Origin of the sequence: Erythrobacter sp. (genome assembly GCF_040217515.1) — a bacterium.
GTDB lineage: Bacteria > Pseudomonadota > Alphaproteobacteria > Sphingomonadales > Sphingomonadaceae > Erythrobacter.
The window spans coordinates 81,282-102,503 of record NZ_JAVJPT010000012.1 but is presented as its reverse complement, the minus strand read 5'-3'; the positions used below and the strand labels follow the sequence as shown (position 1 = coordinate 102,503).

The 21,222-nt window shown below is 66.3% G+C and carries 19 protein-coding genes; 5 read left to right on the top strand and 14 right to left on the bottom strand.

The window, feature by feature from the left end:
- The first annotated feature begins 35 nt into the window (after nt 1-35).
- Together RIB52_RS13645 and RIB52_RS13640 are read left to right on the top strand one after the other, a co-directional pair.
- Nucleotides 36-1,061 (top strand): D-alanine--D-alanine ligase family protein, encoded by a 1,026-nt coding sequence (locus RIB52_RS13645; RefSeq protein WP_350176451.1) that lies wholly within the window; start codon nt 36-38, stop codon nt 1,059-1,061.
- A gap of 53 nt (nt 1,062-1,114) precedes the next feature.
- Nucleotides 1,115-1,414 carry a hypothetical protein gene (locus RIB52_RS13640; protein WP_350176449.1) on the top strand — a complete coding sequence of 100 codons (300 nt, stop codon included), beginning with the start codon at nt 1,115-1,117 and terminating at the stop codon, nt 1,412-1,414.
- Here RIB52_RS13640 and RIB52_RS13635 read toward each other — a convergent pair.
- Nucleotides 1,411-2,145 (bottom strand): SDR family NAD(P)-dependent oxidoreductase, encoded by a 735-nt coding sequence (locus tag RIB52_RS13635; protein WP_350176447.1) that lies wholly within the window; start codon nt 2,143-2,145, stop codon nt 1,411-1,413. The two genes, RIB52_RS13640 and RIB52_RS13635, sit on opposite strands and share 4 nt — an antisense overlap.
- 272 nt (nt 2,146-2,417) lie before the next feature.
- Here RIB52_RS13635 and RIB52_RS13630 point away from each other — a divergent pair, with 272 nt between their 5' ends.
- From RIB52_RS13630 to zapE, 3 genes are read left to right on the top strand one after another with little or no spacing between them, the layout of a single operon-like run.
- The gene (locus tag RIB52_RS13630) at nt 2,418-3,212 is read left to right on the top strand and encodes a succinate dehydrogenase iron-sulfur subunit (protein WP_350176445.1); all 795 of its coding nucleotides are present in this window, start codon (nt 2,418-2,420) and stop codon (nt 3,210-3,212) included.
- Nucleotides 3,213-3,255: 43 nt separating this feature from the next.
- Nucleotides 3,256-3,741, top strand: coding sequence for a PaaI family thioesterase (locus RIB52_RS13625; RefSeq protein ID WP_350176443.1), 486 nt, complete (start codon nt 3,256-3,258; stop codon nt 3,739-3,741).
- A complete protein-coding gene (gene zapE / locus RIB52_RS13620) occupies nt 3,741-4,856 on the top strand; it encodes a cell division protein ZapE (protein ID WP_350176441.1) in 1,116 nt (371 codons plus the stop codon). The genes RIB52_RS13625 and zapE overlap by 1 nt, the downstream gene beginning before the upstream one ends.
- A gap of 7 nt (nt 4,857-4,863) precedes the next feature.
- On the opposite strand, the gene RIB52_RS13615 is transcribed toward zapE, so the two are convergent.
- The 13 genes from RIB52_RS13615 to RIB52_RS13555 all read right to left on the bottom strand — a co-directional run bounded on the left by RIB52_RS13615 (nt 4,864) and on the right by RIB52_RS13555 (nt 21,191).
- On the bottom strand, nt 4,864-5,790 hold the full coding sequence (locus RIB52_RS13615) for a crotonase/enoyl-CoA hydratase family protein (protein ID WP_350176439.1): 927 nt from the start codon (nt 5,788-5,790) through the stop codon (nt 4,864-4,866).
- Between the two features lie 206 nt (nt 5,791-5,996).
- Nucleotides 5,997-7,895: an XrtA/PEP-CTERM system amidotransferase gene (locus RIB52_RS13610; RefSeq protein ID WP_350176437.1), complete on the bottom strand. Its 1,899-nt coding sequence runs from the start codon at nt 7,893-7,895 to the stop codon at nt 5,997-5,999.
- 14 nt (nt 7,896-7,909) lie between these two features.
- Nucleotides 7,910-8,932, bottom strand: a complete 1,023-nt coding sequence (gene xrtA / locus RIB52_RS13605) for an exosortase A (protein ID WP_350176435.1) — start codon at nt 8,930-8,932, stop codon at nt 7,910-7,912.
- Nucleotides 8,922-10,148 carry a TIGR03087 family PEP-CTERM/XrtA system glycosyltransferase gene (locus RIB52_RS13600; RefSeq protein ID WP_350176433.1) on the bottom strand — a complete coding sequence of 409 codons (1,227 nt, stop codon included), beginning with the start codon at nt 10,146-10,148 and terminating at the stop codon, nt 8,922-8,924. The genes xrtA and RIB52_RS13600 overlap by 11 nt, the downstream gene beginning before the upstream one ends.
- Before the next feature lie 18 nt (nt 10,149-10,166).
- Complete coding sequence (locus RIB52_RS13595; protein ID WP_350176431.1) at nt 10,167-11,234, bottom strand: FemAB family XrtA/PEP-CTERM system-associated protein; 1,068 nt, start codon at nt 11,232-11,234, stop codon at nt 10,167-10,169.
- Nucleotides 11,231-12,154: an XrtA system polysaccharide deacetylase gene (locus tag RIB52_RS13590; protein ID WP_350176429.1), complete on the bottom strand. Its 924-nt coding sequence runs from the start codon at nt 12,152-12,154 to the stop codon at nt 11,231-11,233. The genes RIB52_RS13595 and RIB52_RS13590 overlap by 4 nt, the downstream gene beginning before the upstream one ends.
- A gap of 2 nt (nt 12,155-12,156) precedes the next feature.
- Nucleotides 12,157-13,308, bottom strand: a complete 1,152-nt coding sequence (locus tag RIB52_RS13585; protein ID WP_350176427.1) for an XrtA/PEP-CTERM system-associated ATPase — start codon at nt 13,306-13,308, stop codon at nt 12,157-12,159.
- A gap of 16 nt (nt 13,309-13,324) precedes the next feature.
- Nucleotides 13,325-14,953, bottom strand: a complete 1,629-nt coding sequence (locus RIB52_RS13580) for a porin family protein (RefSeq protein WP_350176425.1) — start codon at nt 14,951-14,953, stop codon at nt 13,325-13,327.
- Between the two features lie 4 nt (nt 14,954-14,957).
- The gene (locus RIB52_RS13575; RefSeq protein WP_350176423.1) at nt 14,958-15,962 is read right to left on the bottom strand and encodes a P-loop NTPase; all 1,005 of its coding nucleotides are present in this window, start codon (nt 15,960-15,962) and stop codon (nt 14,958-14,960) included.
- Nucleotides 15,963-15,972: 10 nt separating this feature from the next.
- Nucleotides 15,973-17,496, bottom strand: a complete 1,524-nt coding sequence (locus RIB52_RS13570) for an XrtA system polysaccharide chain length determinant (protein ID WP_350176421.1) — start codon at nt 17,494-17,496, stop codon at nt 15,973-15,975.
- Nucleotides 17,497-17,511: 15 nt separating this feature from the next.
- Entirely contained in the window at nt 17,512-18,174 is a 663-nt protein-coding gene (locus RIB52_RS13565) for an XrtA/PEP-CTERM system exopolysaccharide export protein (RefSeq protein WP_350176419.1), read from the bottom strand.
- Nucleotides 18,175-18,390: 216 nt separating this feature from the next.
- Complete coding sequence (locus tag RIB52_RS13560; RefSeq protein WP_350176417.1) at nt 18,391-19,617, bottom strand: pyridoxal-dependent decarboxylase, exosortase A system-associated; 1,227 nt, start codon at nt 19,615-19,617, stop codon at nt 18,391-18,393.
- Complete coding sequence (locus RIB52_RS13555; protein ID WP_350176415.1) at nt 19,614-21,191, bottom strand: acyl-CoA ligase (AMP-forming), exosortase A system-associated; 1,578 nt, start codon at nt 21,189-21,191, stop codon at nt 19,614-19,616. Before RIB52_RS13555 ends, RIB52_RS13560 begins: the two co-directional genes overlap by 4 nt.
- Nucleotides 21,192-21,222: the final 31 nt, after the last annotated feature.

The window sequence follows — 21,222 nt, the reverse complement described above, 5'->3', positions numbered from 1 at the left end:
CAGAGGCGATTTTCATAAATGCAGGTCGCGCAAAATTGCCCAAACATTCCCCGCTCGCCATTCCGTCCGCAGCGAAGGAGGCGCTCACGATCTTGTTCGTCGCCAAGAACGCGCTGTGGGAGGGCGACATCCATCCCGAGGACGGCAATCACGCCCTCTATCATCGCGAAATGCGCGAGGTGCTCCAATCGCTCGGACTGAAACTGGAGATCGCGCAGGGTCACGAGGTCCTGTTCGATCCCCCGCAAGGCGTCGATTTCGTCTTTCCGCTCCTCAACCGGGCGGGATTTTTCAATTCCGAAATGCTGGTGCCACTGCTGTGCGAACGCGCCGGCCTGCCTTATCTTGGCGCGAACCCGATCCTGCGCGGGACCTCTGACGACAAGCATTTCGCCAAGCGGGCGGCTGCGATCGCGGGCGTGCCGACCGCGCCCTGGGCGATCTATCGCAAGGGTGCGCCCATCACGCCCGACAAGCTGCCCGGGGCGGCGCGTTATGTGGTCAAGCCGAACAATTCCTCGGCCAGCTGGGGGGTGGCCGATGCGCATGACTGGACCGGCGTTGCCGAAGCGGTGCGGCGCATCCACGAGGACCCGGCCAATGGCGGGCAGGATGCGATCGTCGAACCCTTCCTCGAAGGCTCCGACGTGGAAGTCCCTGTCGTTACCATTCGCGGCGAGCCGGAGATCCTGCCGATGCTGATCTTCCGCCAGGCCGACCCTTCGCACCTGCGGACCTATTACGAGAAGCGCGACCTCGTTGATCGCAGCCAGAAATATTCGCTCGACCCCTTCACCGACGAGGCGCTGGTCGCGCGCATCGAGGACATGACGCGCAAGGTGTGGGAGGAATACCGCCCGTTCGACTACGGCCGCTTCGAATTCCGCGTGAACGAGACGAGTGGAGAGGTGAATTTCCTCGAGCTCAATCTCAACTGCAACCTGTGGTCGAAAAAGGTCTTCGGCCGGGCGGCGCAAATGGCGGGATGGTCGCAGGAAGAGCTGATAGAGACGATCCTCGCCGAGGCGCTGGCGCGGCACGGGCTGATCGACATCCGTTAAGCCTGGGGTAAGGTCGGGTGCGACACTCGAGTCTTCGAGCATAAGGGGGAATGATGATGCCAACAGCTTCGACCGGCGCGCTGGGTCCTTATCGCGGCTTGCGCATTGCCTTCGCGACGGGGGCGCTGGCGCTTCTCTCCGCGGTGCTGGTCGCGATGCAGGTCACCGGTGAGGTCGACTGGGGCCCCGGCGATTTCCTCGTCGCCGCCGCCCTGCTCGCCGCGCTCTGGGCCGGGGTCGAACTCGTTTTGCGCGCCCTCCTTCGGCCTGTCGCCCGGCTCGCCGGCATCGCGCTTGCGGCGGCCGTGTTTCTCGTGGTCTGGGCGGAGCTTGCGGTCGGGATCTTCGACTAAGCCGGCACTTCGCGCCCCGCATAATCGAACACCTTGCCGCTGTCCTCCGGGCCAAGTCCCGCCAACACACCGAGCAGCTTGCCCGCCGCTTCGCCGGGCTCGGTCAGCTGGCCTTCGGGCAGGTTTTTCTGGAACGGCTCGGACAGGACCGTGTCCACCGTGCCGGGATGGAGACCGACCACCACGCCCTCGGAATGCGTGCGGCCCATTTCGATCGCATAGTTCTTCAAAAGCATGTTGAGCGCCGCTTTCGACGCGCGGTAGGAATGCCATCCGCCGATACGGTTGTCGGAGATCGAGCCGACCCGCGCGCTGAGCGCAGCGAAAACGAAGCGCTCCTTGCGCGGCATCAGGCGCAGGCAGTGCTTGGCGATGAGCGCGGGGCCGAACGTGTTCACTGCGAAGACCTCGATCATGCTCGCCGCCGCAATATGGCGATAGCTGCGCTCCGGACCGGTTCCGTCGGCCAATGTCAGAATTCCGCTGGCGACGATCACCCATTCGGGCGGCTCGTCCTTCATCGCCTCGACGGCAGCGGCGATGCTGTCCTCGTCGGTGAGGTCGAAGGCGAATGGGCGGAACGGTCCGCCCGATGGCCCCTTCCCGCCGCGCGAACCGGCATAGACGAGTTCGCAGCCCTGTTCGGCGAGCCCTTCGCACAGCGCGCGGCCGATCCCGCCGGAACTTCCCCACACCGCCGCGCGGCGCGGCCAATTTCCTACCTCGGTCATGGCAGCTAAAGCGCGGGAGACGGCGCGCGGTTCCAAGGAGATTGCAACAAAAATCAACCCCCTCCCCCTGTCCGTCCGCTTACCGAGACCAGTGAACTATCCATGGAAATCAGAAGGATGCAAGACGATCCTAAAGTTGACAGGGTGTAACTTTTGTCCGGCTTATTGAAGCGCGGACAAGCTTCGTGCCAAACGACGCAACACCTGCCGCCTTGCCTCGCCCACGCGAGCCGTTAGATAGGGCGCAACCTCAAACCGGGATCACGACCACCATGGCGACTTTCACCCTTCCGAAGAATTCCAAGATCAAGAAGCAGGGCCGCGTCCACACCGTGGACAAAGGGGCCGGCGGCGCGAAGCGGGTGAAGAACTTCAAGGTCTATCGCTACGATCCCGACAGCGGCGAGAATCCGCGCTACGACACGTTCGAGATCGACCTCGACCAATGCGGCCCGATGGTCCTCGACGCGCTGTTCAAGATCAAGAACGAGATCGACCCGACCCTGACCTTCCGCCGCTCCTGCCGCGAAGGAATCTGCGGGTCGTGCTCGATGAACCTCAACGGCAAGAACGGCCTCGCCTGCACCACCGCGATCGAGGACCTGAAGGGCGAGATCCGCATCACGCCGCTGCCGCACATGGACGTGATCAAGGACCTCGTGCCCGATTTCACTCACTTTTACGCGCAATACGCCTCGATCAAGCCGTGGCTGCAAACCGTGAGCCCGACGCCTTCGGGCAAGGAACGCCTGCAATCGCCCGAACAGCGCGAGCAGCTCGACGGGCTTTACGAGTGCATTTTGTGCGCCTGCTGCTCGACCGCGTGCCCGAGCTACTGGTGGAATTCGGACAAGTTCCTCGGCCCGGCCATCCTGCTGCAGGCCTATCGCTGGCTCGCCGACAGCCGCGACGAGATGACGGGCGAGCGGCTCGATGCGCTGGAAGACCCGTTCCGGCTCTATCGCTGCCACACGATCATGAACTGCGCGAATGTCTGCCCCAAGGGCCTTTCTCCGGCAAAGGCGATTGCCGAGACCAAGAAGATGATGGCCGAGCGCGAGCTCTGATCCTGCGCATGGTCGGGAGGGGTATTGCTGGAGGGTCTGCGGCATGAACGATGCCGGCCCTCCTTTCGATTATCGCAGCATTCCACCGGCGGAAGCGGGCGGTGAGGATGGCTGGTACAGCTGGAACCTCGTCGATCGCACGCGCTACAACACCGCCGTGCTCGGCGACATGCATGTCCGGCGCGAAGGCGATTTCTGCCGGCTGCGCATGTTTCCCGAACGCAAGCACACCAATCTCGGCGACAACATCCATGGCGCGGCGACGTTGGGCCTCATCGACATCGCGCTGTTCGCCACCATGCATCTCGTCGGCCACGGCGATGCCGGGCCTTCGGTGACGGTCGAATTGTCCACCCAGTTCGTCGGCGCGGGCGATCCCGCAAAACCGCTCGATGCAGTGACAGAGATCGTGCGCGAAACCGGCCGGATGCTCTTCCTGCGCGGACAGGCGGTGCAGTCGGACGGCAACGGGGGAGACGACGTCGTGGCGAGCTATTCGGGCATAGTGCGCAAGATGAAACCGCGCTGATGGCGGGGCTGCTCGCGCGTTACGAAGAGCTGATCGCGAACGGGGAACTGCGCGCCGATCCCGACCAGCGCACGGCCGCCGAAAGGCTGGACCGGTTGCAGCGTGAGATCGAGGCGGCGGCGCCTTCGGGAGGGCTGCTGGGAAAGCTTTTCGGCAAGGAGCCGGAGCGAGCCGAAGGCGTTTATATGTGGGGCGGCGTCGGGCGCGGAAAATCGATGCTGATGGACCTGTTCCACCAGACACTCGGACTAGCGGAGAAGCGCCGGGTCCATTTCCACGCCTTCATGCAGGAAGTCCACGAAACGATGCGCGAGGTCCGCCAGCACCGCGAAGGCGATCCGATCCCGCGCGTCGCCGAGCGCCTGTCAGACGGCGTGCGCTGTCTCGCCTTCGACGAGATGGTGGTCAACAATTCAGCCGATGCGATGATCATGAGCCGGCTCTTCACCCAGCTCATCCGCGAGCGCGGCGTGACGATCGTTACCACCTCTAACCGCCCTCCCCGCGACCTTTACAAGGACGGGCTCAACCGCGAGCATTTCCTGCCCTTCATCGAGCTGATCGAGGCCGAGCTCGACATCTTGCCGCTTAACGGGCCCACCGATTACCGGCTCGACCGGATTGGCGGACTCGCCAGCTGGCACGTGCCGCTGGGTGATGAAGCGACCGCGAAAGTGCGCGAGGCCTTCTTCCGCCTGACCGATTTCGCGCCTGAAGATGCCGAACACGTGCCGAGCGAAGATCTGCCCATCGGGTCTAAACGGTCGATCCACGTGCCCAAGAGCCTGAAGGGGGTCGGTGTTTTCAGCTTCAGGCGGTTGTGCGGCGAGCCGCGCGGGGCAGCCGATTATCTCGCCATCGCGCGCGCTTTCCACACCGTGATCATCGTGGGCATACCGCCTCTCGGCCCGGAAAACCGCAACGAGGCCGCGCGCTTCGTCACACTCATCGATGCGCTTTATGAAAACCGGGTCAAACTCTTTGCGACCGCTGCCACCGAACCGGCAGCGCTATACCCGTCGGGAGACGGGGCGTTCGAATTCGAGCGCACCGTCAGCCGCCTCAACGAAATGCAGAGCGATGATTACATGGCGCTCGGCCATGGAGAGGAATGAACGAGCCTCAGGCCGCCGCGATCCGCTCGGCGAGGCGCGCCTGCGCGGCCACAAGGCGATTCATTACCTTGAGATCGGACTCGGACAACTGAAGCGCGGTGTCGGCCCACAATTCGGTGATGCGATAAAGTTCCGAAACGTCGAGCTTCCAGACCTCCTTGATCGCCCGGCGCGATCCGACGAGACCGGCGTGGCGGCGGTCCGATTTCTTCAGGAATTCACGCACCGCATTCACCCCGTCGCCCGGCTCGGCGAGGGCATGGACGATACCCATCTCGTACATCTCCTCGGCCGTATAGGTCTGGTTCGAGACGATGATCCGGTCGGCCATCGCACTGCCCAGCTTGCGTGCGAGCAGCGCATGCGCTCCCATGCCGGGATAAAGCCCGAACATGATCTCGGGCAGGCCGAAAGTCGCCTGCCGCTCGGCGACGATATAGTCGAAGGAGAGCAGAGCCTCGAACCCGCCGCCGAGCGCTGCGCCCTGCACGAGGCCCACGGTGAGCATCGGGATGCCGAGCGTGCTGATATTGCGGTCGAGGATCGCGCAGCAGCGGTGGCCATAATTCACCAGCCCCTCGCGGTCGCGCTCGCGGATAAGACGCTGGAACAGGTCGAGATCGCCCCCGAAGCAGAACACGTCGCGCGCCCGGCTACCGAGGATCAGGTAGCGCAGCGGCACCTTTTCCGGGCCGAAGCCCTGCCCTATCAGCCGCTGCCACGCTTCGAAATCGCGCAACATCGCGGGGGTGAAACTGGGCCGCCCTTCCGGGTTCATGAAAGTCCAGAGCGCTGCCGTGCGATCGTCATAGAGCACGTCGAGTTCGCCCAGCGCAAAGAGCTCTTCCGGGATCGCAGCGTGAAGCGCGCTTCCGGCGAGAAGCTCTTCTTCCTCACCGGTCAGGGGAACCGCCCTGGTGGCACTGCTGTCCATAGTCCGTTCTCCGACAAGCCCCGTCAGTTCCCGGCATGCAACCCGCCGGATCGGTTTCACGGCCCTTTGGCTCTGTTGCATGGAATCTAAACGAGGCAGGAGTCGCTTGGCAATCAATTATTTACCAACAGCGCAATGGAGTGTCGAAAGCCGCAGCGAAGTTTGCGCATAGGACTCGATTCCGCGCTGCCGCAAGCGAGTTCGGGTCAGGCCGAAATGCCGAGTCTTGTCAGCGACTTCTCGAGCATGAGCAATTGCCACAAGAGGCGTGAATTGTCGCTGCGGCCGGCAATATGCGCCTCGGCTAGTCTCGCCAGGGCGGAAGGATCGAACATGCCGCTTTCTGCAACCACGGGGCTCGACGCGATCGCCCGTGCCTCTCCGGCAAGGGGTCCGCGCAGCCATTCGGCAATCGGCGTGACGAAACCCTGCTTGGGCCGGTAAAGGATGTCATGCGGAAGGTATCGCTCCATGCAGCGCTTGAGCAGGTACTTGCCCGTACCTCCGCGCACCCGCATCCTTTCGGGAAGGCGGGCGGCGAATTCGACCAGGCGATGGTCGAGCAGCGGCTCGCGCGCTTCAAGGCTCACCGCCATGCTGGTCCGGTCGACCTTGGTCAGAATGTCGCCCGGCAGCCAGAAGGCGAGATCGGCATATTGCGCCCGGTCGAGCCCGCTGCGCGCCGGGGCCACGCGCATCAGGGCGACAAGTTCGTCCTCTGCCCTGAAACCCGCGATTTCGCGGGAGAAGCCCTCCGAATAGAGCGCAGCGCGTTGCTCGGGCGTGGTGGCCGAAAGGCCGCGGGCATAGCCTTCCTCGCCGCTCGCTGCGAGCGCCAGGAGCGTCGACTTGGCCCGCAGCGGGCGCGGGGCCCAGTCCGCCTTGGGCCAGAGCCGGCCAAGTGTGCCGAACAGCGGACCACGCACACCCTCCGGCAGGAGGGAGCGAAGCCGCTCCTCTCCGGCATGGAACACCTGCCGCCGATAACCCGCAAAGGCCTCGTCTGCCCCGTCGCCCGAAAGCGCCACCGTCACCTGCTCTCGCGCAAGCTGGCAGACCCGCCATGTCGGCAACGCCGAGGCATCGGCGAAGGGCTCGTCGAACATGGTGACGAGCGCATCGATCTCGGCGAAATCTTCATGGCCGACACGCCGCGCGGTGTGCTTCGTGCCGAAACGCTGCGCCACCGCTTCGGCATGGCTTGTCTCGTCGAGCCCTGCGACGTCGAAACCGATCGAGCAGGTACGCACGGCCTGCGCGCTTGCCTCGCTCATCAGCGCAACCACGGAGGATGAGTCCACCCCGCCGGACAGGAATGCGCCCAGCGGCACATCGGCGACCATGCGCGATTGCACCGCCTCGCGCATCAGATGGAGGAGTTCGGCCGAAAGGTCCGCCTCGCTTCCTTTCGAGCGGTCCGAAAAGTCGATGTCCCACCAACGACGAGGCTCGGGCAGCGCCCTCCCCTGCTCGGCCCAAAGGAAATGCCCGGCCGCGAGCTTGCACGTGCCTTCGAGGATAGCATGGCTATCGGGCACATAGCCCCATGCAAGAAAAGCGTCGATCGCCTGCGGATTCGCCCGCCGCCGCAATAGGGGATGGGCAAGAAGGCCCTTGAGTTCCGAAGCGAAAACGAGGCTGCCGTCCGCAAGTGGCGCGAGGAAAAGCGGCTTCACCCCGAACCGGTCGCGCGCAAGGAACAGTGCTCGCTTGTCGAGGTCGTAGAGCGCGAAGGCGAACATGCCGTCTAGCCGGGCGAGGCAATCCACCCCCCAGCGCCGATAGGCCGCGAGGATGACCTCGGTGTCGCCCGATGTACGAAAGCGCGCGCCGGAGGCTTCAAGCTCGCGGCGCAATTCGCGGAAATTGTAGATCTCGCCGTTGAAGACGATTACGCAGCGCCCGTCTATCGAATGCATGGGCTGGGGCGAGCCTTCGAGGTCGATAACCGACAGCCGCCGATGGCCGAGCCCCACGCCCGGAGCGGTCCACACCCCTGAGCCGTCCGGCCCGCGATGGACCAGCGCGTCGCACATCCGCTCGACCCGGGCGGGATCGACCGGCTTGGGCGTTTCGGCATGAAAGATTCCGGCGATCCCGCACATGAGTGCCGCGAGCGCTAGCCCATTGCCGCAAGGGCGACAATCGCAGCCGCCAACGACAAGGCGAGTATGGCGAGGAAAACCGCGCGCCCGCTCGCTTCGCCTTGCGCTGCCCGAGCCATTAGCTGCGAGGAGGCGATGTCCCCGACGCTCCAGCCATGCTCTTCGGGCTCCCGCTCGAAGAACGGCCATGCCGCGGCGAGCAGAAGCGCGACGACCAGAGCGAAGAAGACCCAGCCATAGACGATGTGATCGAAACCCACCGCGAATTCGACCCCATGGCTGTGCGCGACCGCAATCGTGCCCCAGGCGCGCACCCCGTTCGCCAGGATGGGGACGACGGTTGCGGCAATCATGAACGCGGCCCGGCGCTTCCACGAGGAAAAGCGGGTGAAGCTTACCAGCACGCCGAGCGCGACCATGGCGGCGAGGAATTTCACTCCGGAACAGGCCTCGGCCACGATGAACAGCGCGGCCGGGGTCTGGATATGGATGCCGTCGATCTCCGCCGTGATGCCGCCTGCCCGGGTGAGCGCGACCGCGATCTCGGCGGTGACGAATTGCAGCGCGGGGATAAGCTCATCGCCGAACGGCACAAGAAAAACCGCAAAGCCGAGCGGAAGGGCGAGCAGGGCCGCGACCCTGGGGCCCAGCAGCGCGACGACTGTCGCCTGCAGCGCTCCTACGGCCCCGGCATGGGCGAGCAAATTGATGCCCGTCGCGCGCCCCGCCCCCCATAGCGCCAGAGCTGCCCCCAGGAGTGCGACCCCCGGCCACCATCCGCGCGGCTCGACCTGCACAAGTTCTTCGCGCCTAAGACCGACCAGCCAGGCGATGATGAAAGGCACGACGAGCACATGGTTGTAGGTGTCGATATTCCACCACTGGTGCAGCATCTCTGCCCATTCGCGTGCGCTCGCCGAGATGAGTGCGCCAGCCGCGAGGCCGAGCAGCGCGATCGCGCGCTGCCAGGCCTCGGTGTGCACGTCGGGAATGGCGTCAAGATCTGTCGGCGCATGCGCCGCTCTATCATGCAGCATGACGCGCATCCCCTTCGCCCTGCGCAAGTAGCGCTTCGAGCGATACCAGCATCGCTTCCCAGGAATGGTTGTCCAGCACAAACCGCCGCGCCGCCGCTCCCATCGCGGCCGCGCGTTCCGGGCTTTCGACGAAGCGCGCGGCCTCGGCCGCCATCGCCCCGGCCTCGCATGGGACGATGCAGAAATGCTCGCCGTGACGCGCGTCGATCCCGCCGGCGGCGGCGGGCGAGAGCAGGACGGGCCGCGCCATCGCCATCGCCTCCAGCACCTTGTTCTGCACGCCGCGCGCGATGTCGAGCGGGGCGACGACGCAGGTCGCGGCGGCGAGAAAGGGGCGCATGTCGGGAACCTCTCCCCAGACGGTGACGCCCGCGCGTTCGGCCAGCGCTTCTACCGCGCGGGTCGGATTGCGACCGACGATGTGAAATTCGGCCTGCACGAAATTCCGCCGCAGGGCAGGCAGGAATTCGGTTGCAGCCCGGATCGCGGCCTTTTCATTGGGCCAGTAATCCATCTGGCCGGTAAAGACGACATGCGGCCCCGGGCGGGCCGCGATCTCGGGCTGCGTAACGCAGTCGTCCGGGTCGAAGAAGACCGCATCGATGCCGTTGCCGATCACGTGTACCTTTGCCGTGTCGGCTGCGGGCAGGCGGTCCCGCAGCAGGTCTGCCTCCGCCTCGGTGATGAGCACGGTAGCATCCGCACGCGCGGCGACCCGTTCCTCCGCCCGCGCGAGCAGCCGGGCCTCGCGGCGGTTGAGCCAGACGCGCTGCCCGGCATCGGCGTAATCGGCGAATTTGGCGCTGTCGACATCGCACAGGTCGATCACGATGCGCCCCGCGAAATCTTCGGGAACATACTGCGCCATCTGCCCCGAAAAGACGACCATCGTATCGATCGGGCGGCTCGACAGCGTCGCTTTCACCCAGCGCTCGAGCGCGGCGGAATGGAAGGCGGTAAGGCTAACCGGCTTGCCGGTAAGGACCGCCTCGATTCCCGCCAGCGCGAGAGGCTTGGCACGACTGGCGACGTGATAGCTCGCGGCGATGCGCGCGAGGTCGACTTCGCCCGCGCGGTCCGCCGCGCTTTCGGCAAGCGTGCCGACATGGACCGAGGCGAGCCGCGCGAGCTTGCGCAGCAGGTGATGCGAGCGAATCTTGTCACCCCGGTCGGGCGGGAACGGCACGCGGTGTGCAAGGAACAGGATCTCGCCCATCAGCCTCTCCCGCAGCGATCAGCCCAGGCCGCGCGCGATCGGCGGGCCGATGAGATTGGCGATCGGCAGGGGCAGTTTCTTCCACAGCTCGATCCGGCGGGCATAGGCCGCGCTGGTGGGATCGACATCGCGGGCCGGACGGCCGGGTGCGGTCCATTCGCCATAGGTCAGCGGTTCGGGGATAAAACCCCAGTTCTTCTTGAATTTCCAAGGCCCGCTGCCGGTCTTGGAGCGGCCGAAATCGAACCGCTGCGCGCCTTCCTCGCGCGCATGGCACATCAGCTTGTAATACATCAGCTCGTTCGCGCGCTTGCCCCGCGCCGCAAACGTGCCGCCCCCCCAAAAAGGCATGACCGCGCCGCCGTGATAAAAGGACAGCACGCTCGCGATCGGTGCGCTTTCGGTGAATACGGTGAGAATGTCGCTTTCCCCCGGAAAGGCTTCGAGCATCGCGGCGAAGAGTTTGCGCGGAAAAACCGGCGTGCCCAGATTGCGCACGCTCTGCGAATAGGCCGCGTAATGCGCCCGCAGGTCGTCGCGGCCCCGCCCGATGCGCACAGACATCCCGTTCGCGATGCCCTTGCGCACCTCGGCGCGGGCCTTGCGCGGTATGGCGAGAAGCTCCGCCTCGTCATCCGCCGCCAACGGGCGTTCGAAACCGCAATGCCTGTCGTTCCATTGCCGCCAGTCCGGCCGCTCGGGGATCGGCCCGCCGCGCAATTCGACCGCACCGAAACCGCGTGATGCCGCATGGCGCTCGGCCGCTTCGGCAAGCGCATCAGCCGCGGCCTCGCTCGAAGCGCATATGCCACCTCCCACGCCGAACCCGCTCGATACGAGCGCCTTGCCGAACAGCGCAGAGCGCAATTCGGTGAGCGGAAGCCAGCCTGTGATCGTTCCCATGCGCTCAGCGACGAAACCCGCCGCGCGTTGCCCGGTCCCCGCTTCCACGCCCAGCAGCCAGGCGGGCCGGTGAAAGAGGCTCGCACCCTGCTCGCACACGAAGCCCTCGATCCGGCGCGCTTCCGCCGGGTCGCGCAGGTCCGCCGTGCGCACAGCCTGCGACACATGCACGGGCGCGTTCATGCCGCCTCCCTCTTCACAGTCTCTTTGGGCAGCGTTGCCACCGGAAACTCTTCCGCTCGCCCCGCCTCGCGCATGGCGAGCGCATCCACCCGTCCCCAGGCGAAATCGCCCAGCAGGCGGCGCAGTTTCCCGGCCATCGCGGCCAGCCCGGTATAATGCCGCAGCTGCGATCGCAGCGGGGCATTTGCGACGCGCGGCTGGGCGGGATCGATTTCCCAGGGGTGGAAATAGAACACCGCCGGACGCGCCTCGCGGGTGTTGACCTGCCGGATCGCCCAGCGCGAAAAGCGATAGGGCAGGACGCGAAAGAAACCGCCCCCGCCTGCCGCAACGCGCCGAGGGCCCAGCATGGCGGTGGTGACGGGCAGTTCGACCAGATCGGATCCCGCCACCGGGCGAAACGCGAAACGCGGAGCGTCGGGCCAGCCGTAATGATCGTGCATCACGGGCGCGACGCTCGAGGAATAGGCGTGTCCAGCCTCGGCAAGCTCTTCGAAGGCCCAGGGGGTTCGCGCATCTATCGAGAAGCTCGGCGCGCGATAGCCTTTGACTTTCGCACCGCTCGCATCCTCGATCAGCGCGCGGGCCCGCGCGATGTCCTCGGCGAAGGCGCGGCGCGAAAGCGTGAACACGCGGGCGTGGTCATAGCCATGGCTGGCGATCTCGTGGCCGGATTCAACGATCCGCCGCATCAGGGCGGGGCTGCGCTCGGCGACCCAACCAAGGGTAAAAAAGGTCGCCTGCACTCCGGCCTCGTCGAACAGGTCGAGCAGGAAATCGACATTGCCCTCGACCCGGCTCGCCATGCCGGCCCAGTCGGCGCGGTCGATCACGCGCTCGAAGGCGCCGACCTGAAACCACTCCTCGACATCGACCGACAGGCCGTTGGTGGGCGGCAGGGAGGCGGAGGCGCGAGCCACGCTCAGGCTGCCTCTCGCCCGATATCGTCCTCGAACCATTCGATCAGCATGGTCAGCACGTGGCGCAGGGATTGTTCCTGCTCCTCGAGCCGCGCTTCGAGCCGCCGGATCGTCTCGGCGAGCGCCGGGTCGACATCGCCACCGCGCGTGTCCTCGGGAGCGGCCGCACCCGCGGCCTGCAATTCGAGGATCGCCGCTTCAAGTTGGGCGGTGCGGGCATCGCGCTGTGCCAGGAGCGAGGCCATGTCCTCGCTTGGCATCATCTCCGCCTTTCGCTCTTGGACCGAGGGAGCGGCCGGGCTGGCAGCTCCTGTCTCTTGCTTGCGGAGCGCACCGCGCTGTTCGTCGCCCGCCATTTCATCGACCACCGAGGCGAGCATGACAGGCGTGAGCGTCTCCTCCTCCTCGATTGCGCCCAGCAGCAGGAGACGGTTCATCAATTGGTTGATCCGGCGCGGAATGCCCTCGGACGCGCGGTAGAGCGCCTGCATCAGGCCATCGGCCAGAGCCGGGCGACCGTCCCAGCCGACATGGGCGAGGCGGTGGGTCACATAGGCCTCGATTTCCTCTTCGCCCAGAGCCTCGAGATGATGCGAGGCGATGATCCGCTGGCGCAACTGGTCGAGCCCGGGGTGATGCGCAAGCGTCCGGCGGAATTCGGGCTGGCCGAGCAGCAGGCTCTGCAGCAGCGGGTGCGAGCCGAGCTGGAAATTGGACAGCATGCGCAATTCCTCGAGCGCCTCGAGCGCGAGGTTCTGGCATTCGTCGACCACCAGCATGCAGCGCCGCCCCGCGCGCGCCTCGTCCTGCAGGAAACGCTCGATCGCGCCCAGCGCGCCGGCCTTGTCGTGCCCTTCGACCGCAAGGCCGAAAGCCTGGGCAACGACATGGATGATTTCCTCCCCGTCGAGCGAGGAAGTCACGACCTGCGCGACCGTGAGCGCCTCGCGGTCGATCCGCTCCATCAGGTGGGCGACCAGAGTCGACTTGCCCGCGCCGACTTCGCCGGTGATGACGATGAATCCCTCACCCTGGTTCATCCCGTAACCGAGATAGCTCATCGCCTTGCGGTGCGTGACGCTCTCGAACCAGAATTGCGGGTCCGGCGTGAGTTGGAAGGGCCTTGCGGTGAAGCCGTAGAATTTCTCGTACATTGCTTTGGCTCCGAAATCAGAAATCGTAGCGCAGGCCGAGCAGCGCGGTCGCAAAGGCGAAATCCTCGGCGCTGAACTGGCTGTCGAAATAATCGACCGCCACCGCAGCGCGCGCCGACAGGCGCTGGGTCAGCGAGCGATTGTAGGAGGCCGAGGCGCCGAAGGCGGTGACGTCGCCGCCATCGGTGGCGCTCTCGAACCAGTTGCCATAGGCATTGAGCGAGAGGACCGCTCGCCGACCGAGCTGGCGTGAAAGCGCGCCGGTGACATAATAGCTTTCATCGGTCAGCCCGTCCGCCGCCGCGAGCGGGGTCCCGGCCGCGGCGATGAAAGTGCGCCGGTCATAGCCTGCGGCGATCGCGGCATCGAGCCGACCGATCGTGCGCTGGTAGCTTGCCCGCACGCCGCGCCCGCGGAACGCGGCCGAGCGCACCGAGCCGAGCGCGCCGAGCGTGCCGGGCCCTTCCGACCCGCTGACGAGGCCGCCGAAATCGCCGGTCACGGGATTGCGGAAGGCGGTGAAATCGCTCGAAAGGCCCGCCAGTGCGTTGTTGAGCACCCCGCCGAAACCGCTCACGCCGTCATAGGCGGTGATGGCAAGCGCGCTGCGCGAATCGGGCTGATATGTGAAGTTACCGTAATAGGTGGTTGAATCGTAACGTTCCCCGACCCGCGCCTCGAGCGAGGTGCGCGAGCTGGGACGCCACAGCACGCCGACATCCCAGAGCAGGCCGTCCACGTCGAACGCGATGAGCCGGGGGCTCGCGCTGTCGGTGACGAGCCGGCCGTCGGCCCCAAGGACCGGATCGCCATTGGCATCGCGCAGCGCGTCGCGGCTCGAAACCTCGACATCCTCATACCCGACCCCGCCGACGATCGCGAGCGAAGGTGTGACGGGAACGGTGATATCGGCGCGCACGAAAGCGTCGCGCACGCGCTGGTCGAGATTGGAGATGTCCTCCTGGAAGATGCCGCCGGTCACCGCGAGCCCCACGGGCAGCGGATCGCCCGACCGGGTCGAAGCGGTGATGCGCCCGTTATAGGTCACGCTGTCGTCGAACACGTCGATCGGATTGCCGGCGCTGTCGGACACTGCATCCGAGATCTCGAACCGGTTGTAGCCGACCCGCGCGAAACCGTTGATCGCGACCGCACCGACATTGGTCGCAAGCGTGGGGCCGGCATAGATGGAATAGGTCTGGCTTTCCGCGTCCTCGCGCACCAGCGGGTTGCTCGACACGCCCCCTCCGCCATCGACGCGGGTGCGGCTCGCAAGCCCCCCAGCCTCGAGCGTGAGCGCGCGCGGGATGATCCCAAGATAACCGCGTGCGACCCCGCTCAGCGTATCGCTGTCGACCTGGTCGTCGCCCCAGACGATATTGCGTTCATAGCGCAGCGAGACCGAGACGCCGGAATTGCGGCCCTGCCGGTTGGCATCGACCCCGGCGGCGACCTGAGTGAAAGTCAGCACGTCGTCGCCCGGCGTGAGTTCGGCCGAGAGAACCTGGCTGACCTCGATATAGGGCTGCAAGACCGTACGGCCGTCGCCCGAATTCTGGCGGCTGTCCTGGGCGTTGGCCGGAAGAGCCGAGATGAGCGCCGCAACTGCGGCGAGCGCGGAAAGACGATGGGCGGTGCGAGGCATGGGTCTAGTCCCTCCCCTTGCCGTAATCGCCGAAACGACGGCCCGAGGGACTGTAGCGCGCGGCGTTGAGGAGAAGCTTGATGTCCGCGCAGGCCGACAGCAGCTGGCGCGCATCCTCGAGTGCTGCGCGCCCCGTTTCGTCGGCGCGTGCGACCAGCACCGCCTGCCCGACATGGGCTGCAAGCTCGGCGGCCGGCGAAGCGGAAAGCGCCGGCGGCGTGTCGAAGATCAGCACCCTGTTCGGTGCCCCGCGCGTAAGCCGGTCGAAAACCTCGCCTGTCCGCGCGCTGGAAAGATACTCTGCATCGCGCACATTGGGGCTGCCCGCGGGAAGGACGAAGAGACCCTCGATATCAGTGCGGATGACGCAGCTTTCGGGGCGTATCGCGGGATCGGCAAGCACGTCCATCAGCCCGGTCCCGCCCTCGATACCGAGGCGCTGAGCGACCGAGGGCTTCACCACGTCGGCATCGACCAGCACCACCTCGATGTTCCGCTCGGCGGCCATCGCGATGGCAAGATTGGTGGCGCAATAGGTCTTGCCCTCGCCCGGATGCGGCGAGCAGACGAGGATGCGCCGCGCGAGGTCGTCGCCCCCGATGCGCGCCTCGGCGAGCAGTTCGCGCTTGACGATGCGGAATTCCTCGAGCTGGCCGGTGGCCGGGTCCTCGGGGACGATCAGGCCCTCGCTGCCCAGCCTTGTGCGGTCCACCACCTGGGGCGGACCCGAAAGCGCGACCCGCGCGGCTTGGTGCGAAGGCACTCGGCCCTCCGCCGGGGCGATGGGTGTTTCGCTCGTCGCCTTTTCGCTCGCGGGCTTTCCGGCCGGGGGCGTCTCCTGCGGCTGCGGTCGGCGCGGAGCCTGCGGCAGGTCACGCGGCACGTCCGCCGGGCCGAGCCCCTGCCCGAACGCATCGTCGGCTCGCTCGAACAGCGAGCGACGTTTGGCCTTGTCCGGCCTCTTTCCGGGCATTCCGCCCGGCGGCGTGATCCTGCTATGCTCGGTCATGCGCCCCTCCTCACGCCACGGTCCCGACCGAGACGACCTCGATCGCAAGCAGGATGACGAAAATCGCACCTAGCCCGGCGCAGGCGCCCGCGAACTGCTTCAATCGCCGCCGCTCGAGTGCCTTCGCTGCATCCGACAGGGTCAGCGAGATCGCCCCGATCACAGGCAGGTCGAAGGCGCGTTCAAGCTTCTGCGGCGTCGCAAAGCCCGAGCGCAGCTGGCCCAGCGCCCAGGCGACCCCCGCGCCCGCGCCGAGGCCGACCACCAGCACGCCCAGCAAGAGCACCGGGCGATTGGGCGCGGCGGGTTTTTGCGGGACGACCGGCGGGTCGATCAGGTCGAACTTGTACTGGCTGGTCTCGTCCACCACGTCGCCGCGCGTGCGGATTTCCTCGCGGTTCTGGAGCAGGTCCTCGTAATTCTTGCGCAGCACGTCGTAATCGCGACTGATCCGGTTCGCCTCGGCGGCGATGGCCGGTTCGCTCGCCTGGCTCGCCATCAGCGAAGCGAGAGTCGATTGCAGCGCCGCCCGCCGCGCCTGCAGCGATTCCACCGCCGCCTGCCGGTCGGCGCGGATCGCGATCAGCGAGGTATAGGCCGGGTTCGGGGTGCCGCGCGCGTCGTCCGGCCCGGCAGCGGCCGCCTGCCGGGCGAGCAGGTCCACCTGCCGCTTCGTCGCGACCACGTCCGGATGCTCGTCGGTGAGCCCGCGCGAACGCAGTTCGGCCAGCTGCGCCTGCGCCTGCATCAGCGCGCCGCGCGGGCCACCGGTATTCCCGGGGCCGATGATCGTGCGCGGCGTGCCGGAAAGCTGGCCTTCGATCGCGGCCAGGGCGCTCTGCGCGGCGGCGAGGTCGGCCTCGATATCGCGCAATTCGGTGCGCGCCTGCTGGACCTTGCTCGAAAGGGTCTGCGAGCCGCCGATCAATTCGGGATATTGCGCCTCGAAGGACAGCCGCCGTTCCTCCGCCGCCTCGAGTTCGGCCTTGCGCTCCTCGAGTTGGGAATCCAGTTCGGCCAGCGCCTGGTCGATTCCCGCCCGGTTGCCGGCAATGTGCTCCTCGCGGAAGATGTCGAGCAGCTTCTGCACCACATTGCGCGCAAGGACCGCGTTTTCAGCATCGGTCAGGTCGTCCTTGCCGACGGTCGCGGCGATGGCGAAAAGGTTGTCCTCTTCGCTGCGGACCGCGACCTTCTTCGAAAGGTCGGCAATGGCGTTGTCCATCTCGCCGCGGGTCGAGATCCCCTCGCCGAGCCGGGTCGCCTTGATCACCCGTTCGAGATTGACATTGCTCGCCAGCGTCTGGCGAACCTTGAGGATCTCTTCGCGTCCGTCGCCTGCAATGCCCAGCTGTTCGGACAGGACATCCTCGACATCGACGTAGATCCGCGCTTTGGATTCATAGGAATTGGGGATCAACGCGACCACCAGCCAGCCCAGGAGGCACACCCCCCAGGCGACCGCAATCGCGATCCAGCGCCGGTGCCAGACCGACCAGAGCGCCGCGCGCACCTCGTCGAAGAGTTCGTCCATCCGTGCCGCGCCCCCTTAGAAGCGACTCTCCGGGATGATGATCGTATCGCCGGGCGAAAGCATCACGTTGGCGCTGGCATCGCCGCGCTTGAGCAGGTCCGCGAGACGCAGGCGATATTCCTTCTGCGTGCCGCTTTCCCGGTCGAGCCGGATCAGCTTGGCACGGTTGCCGCTGGCAAATTCGCCCAGGCCGCCGACCGCGATCATCGCGTCGAGCACGGTCATGTTGGCCTGGTAAGGCAGCGAGGCGGGCTGTTCGGTCGAACCGACCACGCGCACACGCTGGTCGTAGGTGCCGCCGGGCGTGTTGACGATCACCGAAACGATGGGCTGCTCGATATATTTGGCGAGTTCGCCCGCAATGTAATCCTGCAGCTCGGTCGCGGTCTTGCCCACCGCCGGGATGTCCTGCACGAGCGGGATCGTGAGGCGGCCGTCGGGGCGGACCTTGACCTTCTCCGCGCTCAGTTCCGGATTGCGCCAGACATGGATCGTGATGTCGTCGAGCGGGCCGATGCGATATTCTTCCGAGGGCTGTTCTGCTGCGGCGGTGTAGGTCGCAGGCGGCAGTTCGGGACCGCCCGCGCAGGCGGCGAGCCCCAGCGGCAGCGCGAACGCGGCCACGAATCGCGCGGCGCGGCGGGCGATATGGGGAAGGGAAAGCGGCGTTCTGAACATCGTTACCTATCCTTGGACCAAGCATGCGCGGGGGCGGCACGTGCCGGCAGGAGCGACCTGCCCGACCCGGCCCCGCGGAATTCCAACGTCCGATGTGCCTGAAAATGGTGAAGAGAGTGTTAGGAATAAGCCCGCAATCCAAGTCCCATCCCGCCTTGGGACAGCGCATGGCGAGAGGTTAACGCGAAGGCCTGCCCGCCCTGCGGCGAGCCGCGTTCAGACCAGCATTTCGCGCGCCGGGCCATGGCCGAGGAAGGCGGACGGCGAAGCGGTCGCGCCATAAGCCCCGGCACAGAACACGGCGACGACATCCCCCACATCCGCGCGCGGCATCATCGCCTGGTCGGCGAGCCGGTCGAGCGGGGTGCACAGGCAGCCCACGATATTGACCTCCTCGCTCGGTTCCCCGGCGAAGCGGGTGGCTATCGCAGAGGGGTAATTGCGACGCACCACGGTGCCGAAATTGCCCGAGGCGGCGAGCTGGTGATGCAGGCCTCCATCGGTGACGAGATAGGTCGTCCCGTGGCTCTCCTTGCGATCGACGATGCGACACAGATAAACCCCCGCTTCGCCAGCGAGATAGCGCCCGAGTTCGAGGCACAGCTCGGTTTCGGCAAGCGCGGGCGGCAGGTTGGCGACGCGCTCGGCCAGCGCCTTGCCCACGGCGGCGAGATCGAGCGCTTCGTCGCCGGGGAAATAGGGAATGCCAAAACCGCCGCCCATGTTCAGCTTGGGCAGGCCGTGGCCGATTTGCTCAGCGAGTTCCGCAGCCAGATTCAACACGTTGGCTTGCGTTTCTGCGATCGCTTCCGCACTCAGCGCCTGGCTGCCGGTGAAGATGTGCAGCCCGCGCCATTCGGCTCCCTGTCCAATCACGTCGCGGGCCAGTGCGGGGACCTTGTCGGCATCGACCCCGAATTGCTTGGCACCGCCGCCCATCTTCATCCCCGAGCCCTTGAGCTCGAAACTCGGATTGACGCGGATCGCGATGCGCGGGCGCTGCCCCAGCCGCTCGCCGATCGCGAGCGAACGCGCCGCTTCGCCCGCGGATTCGCAATTGAGCGTCACGCCGGCGGCGATCGCGGCTTCCAGCTCCTCCTCGCGCTTGCCGGGGCCGGCAAAGCTGATGCGCGCAGGGTCTATTCCGGCGTCCTGCAGGATCGCCAGTTCGCCCGCCGAGGCGATGTCGAACCCATCGACCAGAGGCTCCATGTGGACGACGACGGCAGGCAGCGGGTTGGCCTTGACCGCGTAATTGACCCCGATGCGCTCCGGGAGCGCGGCGCGCAGGTCGGCGACGCGCTTGTCCAGCAATGCGCGCGAATAGACGAAGAGCGGCGTGCCGCCCGCCTCTTCGACCAGCGCGCTTGCCGTGCGCCCGCCAATGGCGAGTTCGCCTTCCAGCGTGCCGTAGCCGGGCGGGATCGGGCCGACGGGCTTCATTGCTGCGCTTTCGCAAGTTCGGCGGCGATCGCGGTGCGGTCGATCTTGCCGTTGGGATTGAGAGGCAGCGCCTCGCGCCAGTGGATGTGCCGGGGTTGCGGCTGCATGAAATTGGGCAGCACCGCCTTGAGCGCCCTGGCAAGCGCATCGGCATCGCCGGGCCCGCGCACCACCAGATGCACCGCCTGGCCGAGCCGCGGATCGGCCAGGCCGAGCGCGACCGCCTCTGAAGCGAGGCCGGTGGCGAGCGCGGCGTCCTCGACCTCCTGCGGGCTGATGCGGTTGCCCGCACTCTTGATCATGGCATCGCGCCGACCGACGAAATGCAGCAGGCCTTCCGCATCGCGCCGGACGCGGTCGCCCGACCATACGGCGGTGCCACCGTAATGCGAACATGCAGGTGCGGGACGGAAGCGCTCGGCGGTCCGCTCGGGGTCCTGCCAATAGCCCTGCGCCACCAGCGGCCCGCAATGGACGAGTTCGCCCTCCTCGCCCGGCGCGGCCTCTTCACCGTCGTCGCCGATAACGAGAATCTCTGCAAAAGGTATCGCCTTACCCATTGATGTCGGGTGCTTTTCAACCAATTCGGGGCTGAGATAAGTTGATCGGAACGCCTCGGTCAGACCATACATCGGGTAAAGCTCGGCCTGTCCGAAAATCCCTCGGAGTGATTGTACTAGCTCAACCGTCAGCGCGCCGCCGCTATTGGTCAACCGGCGCAGCGGGGCGCTTTCTTCCGGCTTCCATTCGAGCTCGGTCAGCTGGACCCAGAGCGGCGGAACCGCCGCGAGTGTTGTGACGCCGTGCCGCGCACAGGCCTTGGCAACGTCGCGCGGGAACAGGAAATCGAGCGGCACGACGCGTCCGCCGGCATACCACGTCGAAAAAAGCTGGTTCTGCCCGTAATCGAAGCTCAGCGGCAGCACAGCCAGCGTCACGTCATCCGGGGCCAGGTGCAGGTAATGCGCGACCGAAACCGCGCCGAGCCACATATTGGCATGGCTCAACATCACCCCTTTGGGCCGGCCGGTCGAACCGCTGGTGTACAGGATGGCGGCCAGCGCATCGGGATCGGCCTTGGAAGGTCCCGGGCCCCGCCCGGCCCTGCTCGCCTGCGTCAACGCCACATCCTCCTCGACCACGCGGCAGGCCGGGGGTACGTCGCCTTGCTCGAGCCCGGCGAGCCGCGATGCCGTCCCCACCAGCAGCCGCGCGCCGCTGTCTGCGAGGATATGCGCGACCTGCATCCGCTTCAAAAGCGGGTTGATCGGCACATGGACCAACCCCGCGCGCGCGGCGGCAAGGGGCATGAGACAGGTCAGCTCTCCCTTGGCGGCCCAGCTAGCCACCCGCGCGCCCCTGTCCGGCACTTCGCGTGCGAGCCAAGCGGCGATTTCGTCAACACGCAAGTTTAACGCATCGTGATCCATAAACCCCGAACGAAGCTCGAGCGCGATGTCCCCGCCCCGCCCGCGTTCCGCAGCGAGCACCGCAAGGTGATCGATCGGACGGGGCGCGGAATCGGGCTCGCGGCAGGCTTTCTCGGCGATCGCGGCGGGCGAAGGGCTGGGCATCGGTCTTTCTGCGTCGTCGGAGGGCGGAACG